We start from the raw sequence: 3,482 nt of genomic DNA on the forward strand, positions 1-3,482 counted from the left end.
CTTTCAAAAGCAACTTGCTCTGACAATTTTAAAAGTCTATTTTCCATCTCCATTTAAATCTCCTCCTCAAAAGGAGATTTAATTCTGGATTTATGCTTTGTAAAAATCACTTATTGGGAGGACACGTCGTCAAATACTTTTGCAATCCATTTATAGTTTTTTTCTCTCGGCAAAGTTCTAGTCAGAGGGATAATAATCGCATTTTTTTCATTTTGCACGTCAATTTGAGCTCTTGCCCATGGTAATATTACAATTTCTAAATGATTGATAATGTCTTTTGTCGATTGAACAAGAAATTCACCACTCACTCCTGAAAGCTGATTATTTGTTATAGAAACAAGCGGAATAATTCGATCAGTAGTATATACTTTAACATTTTCAATTTTAGATGCTTGAGTTGTATTTGGTAATAATATGCTTAAAAGAAATATTATTTTTTTAATTTTTAAATACTTCCGCATTAGAAATTTCCTTTAAAAAAAGATTTAGGGTACTTCGACAGAAAAGCTGTAATTCAACAAATATACCACAATTTTCCTTCAAAACCCAAAAAATCGTACAAATTTGCGTTACCTTGTTTTTTGGCGGTTAAGCTTTCATGCCTGTTACGTCATCTAAGCCATTTATATCCTAGAGCTTTTAAATAAAACTACAGTACCCCTTTCTATTGTGAAAAGTGTCAATATTAAATAGGGGTTACGAGCAAATTAAATCATTTTAATGAATTTAAAATTAGGAATTAATTGTTACATAAATAATATTAATTAATAAATTTAAATGATAATTTTGTTTTTTATAAATATTAATATAATAATTTTAATTATAATTAGTTAATGTCTCATATTTTTAATACTATTACACGAATTATTTTATTTTTTAATTTATATAAAAATAGTTTGTATAATTAAATTATTTAATTTATATATATAATGCTTTATCTTTTAATTTATTACATTTTTCTGATAAATATTAAAATATTTATCAGAAAAGTCAAAATTTACTTGCAAAAATAAACAATTTATTTTTTTGGAATTGATGGAAGGATATTAATTTAAATGGGTGAATATATTCTAGTAAAGAAAAATTCAACAACAAAATACACTTTATCAATTAGTTTAAACGATCAAATGTTTCGACTTTATTTTTCATCCCTTCCACGAAAGTTAAAAAAAATTCAATCTTTAGAAATTTCAGCTAATAATAATTCTCTTAACAAAATACCAGACTTTAATTTTTGTATAACACGTTCATTACTAGATATATCTAACTCATCAGATTTTTATTTAATTTTTTCAAATTTAACAGATAAATGTAAAAATTTAAAAGAAAAATTTTACAATGAAACGTTTTTATCTAATAATCAATTAATAAATGACCGTTCTATATGTAGTATTTCAGCAATTGATCGTAGAAAGAAAAAGCTAAGAGAAATGTTGAATCATATAGAAAATATGATTAAAATATTAAATAATATAACAGAAGATCAAAACAATAGTAAAATTATTGATGAAAAATTGAGAAAAGAAATAGAAAATATTACTTATTATAAAGAAATAATTTTAGTTCCTTCTTTTTTATCTGCATGTTATAAACCTTTGGATCAATATTTATTAGAAAATAAAATAATTACATCTGAAAAAGAAAATTTAATTATTAATATTATATTTGATGGTTTTGTCGATTTTTATCGTTACATTAAATTGACTGATTTTTCTTTATCAAGTAAATGTTTTTCTTTTGCTAGCAAGATATCCAACGTATTTCTTATGAATAAAAAACAATCTATAACGAACCAAAATAAATTAGAATATTTTAAAGGAGACCTTTTTTTAATATTATATTTCAAATTTTTAAATAATTATATAAACGATCTTGATTTAGACTATAGTTCTAAAAACCAATTTTATAAAATATTTTTAAAATCATTTGTTCATATTAAGAGAGAAATACTAGAGGTTGAAATAAATAAAAATTGGTTTTTAACACATAATGAATATTTGCCTTTAGAAAATATTTTAAAAAGTAAATCAATGAATGATTTTATGTTTGAAGTTACAAAAAGAATTATAATGTTAAATCCTGAAAATACTTTAGTTGAAATTCCTCCAAAATTATTGGAATTTTTTAAGTGGGTTACACCCGAATTTATTTCCAGACCAATTTCATTATTATCTGGGAAAGTATTAAATGCTACAGTGAGTGCGATTAATGACTCTAAATAATTATTAACATTTTTTTATAAAATATTATTATAATTTAGAATATTTTTAATAATAAGAAGGAAGGTGTAGATTGGTAGAATATAAATTCTCGACCTCTTTATCAAAAAGACAAATTATTATTAAAGTTTATGATTCAAAAAATTCTAATGATATTTCTATAAATATGAATAATAATTTATTAGAAGATGGAAAATATGAAAAAAAATATGAAATATTTGAGAATTCTTATAAAATATTTTCATTTTGTGTTTTTTATAATAATGATAAAGATAATAGTAATTTATTTGTAAATTATTTTGATAAAATACTTGAAGTGATGTTTGACAAAAATCAATTTAATTCAGAATATTTTTTAAATTCATTAAAAATATTAAGTGTAATAAAATTAATAAAAATAATGATTTGAAAATATTTATTGACTCATTTGTATTAGAGCTTTATAATTTACTTCTAATTTTGCATTCTTGTAGTTCGGTGTCTCATTCGAATAGATTTGTAGAGCAGTGCGTTTCATTTTCTAAAGATGATCATGATTTCTATTTTTTAATTAAATATCTTATTTTTCTTGATTCAATTTATAATTTAAATATCAAAGAATTTTCAGTTTATGGTGCGAATTTTAATTCAAAAGAAATCCATAAATTTAGTGAAAAAATAAAAACAAATGTATTAAAAATTGATTCAAAAATTAAAAATCCCGAAATTGGTATTTTATTTAAAGATTATAATGCAATACTTTCAAATTTTTATCCTACTATTTCTACTGAAGCTTCCTTTTTAGATTTGCAAATTGGGCAATACTATGACAATAATAGCAGAGAAAAATTCATGCAAGGAACTCAAGAAATTCAAAAAAATTTAACAGAAATAATAACTGATTTTACTAGTTTTGTAAATTCGAAAGCTCTTATTAATTCTTTATCACGAACATATTTTGTAAAAAAAGGGTATGGACATGATTTTATTTTCAGTCTTATAACGCTAAAAATTAATTTAGAAAATAAGGAAAATAAAATAAGAAATTATTGGGATTTTTGCATTTACTTAGTCAATATAGAAAATGATATTCATAGTCATTATAGACTAAATACTATGAGTAGAGTTATGACTCAGTTTGGAATTGATGCTCTTTATCATATTTATCAATGGGGCTCAAAAATAAACTTTAGTATTTATTTATTAACGAATTTGCCAATATGGTGGGATGCTCATCTAGATTCTCCATATAAAGATAAGCTTACAAAGTTTTTAACTTTTTTT

At 22.1% G+C, this 3,482-nt stretch carries 4 protein-coding genes; 3 read left to right on the plus strand and 1 reads right to left on the minus strand.

Going from position 1 to position 3,482, the window contains the following annotated elements:
• Positions 1–110: 110 nt before the first annotated feature.
• A complete protein-coding gene (locus ACIQ56_RS15680) occupies positions 111–461 on the minus strand; it encodes a hypothetical protein (RefSeq protein WP_397601980.1) in 351 nt (116 codons plus the stop codon).
• A 594-nt stretch (positions 462–1,055) separates the two neighbouring features.
• On the opposite strand from ACIQ56_RS15680, the gene ACIQ56_RS15685 reads away from it, so the two are divergent.
• The 3 genes from ACIQ56_RS15685 to ACIQ56_RS15695 all read left to right on the plus strand — a co-directional run.
• Entirely contained in the window at positions 1,056–2,222 is a 1,167-nt protein-coding gene (locus tag ACIQ56_RS15685; protein ID WP_397601981.1) for a hypothetical protein, read from the plus strand.
• Between the two features lie 70 nt (positions 2,223–2,292).
• Positions 2,293–2,628: a hypothetical protein gene (locus ACIQ56_RS15690; protein ID WP_397601982.1), complete on the plus strand. Its 336-nt coding sequence runs from the start codon at positions 2,293–2,295 to the stop codon at positions 2,626–2,628.
• Between the two features lie 68 nt (positions 2,629–2,696).
• Positions 2,697–3,482, plus strand: a 786-nt coding sequence (locus tag ACIQ56_RS15695) for a hypothetical protein (protein ID WP_397601983.1), incomplete at its 3' end; no start/stop codon positions are given.

The sequence above is a fragment of the Silvanigrella sp. genome (assembly GCF_044369315.1).
In the GTDB taxonomy this organism is placed as follows: domain Bacteria; phylum Bdellovibrionota_B; class Oligoflexia; order Silvanigrellales; family Silvanigrellaceae; genus Silvanigrella.

Excerpts from the sequence above, each read along its gene's own strand:
- ACIQ56_RS15685 (WP_397601981.1), top strand. The coding sequence starts at position 1,056 with ATGGGTGAATATATTCTAGTAAAGAAAAATTCAACAACAAAATACACT.
- ACIQ56_RS15680 (WP_397601980.1), bottom strand. The coding sequence starts at position 461 with ATGCGGAAGTATTTAAAAATTAAAAAAATAATATTTCTTTTAAGCATA.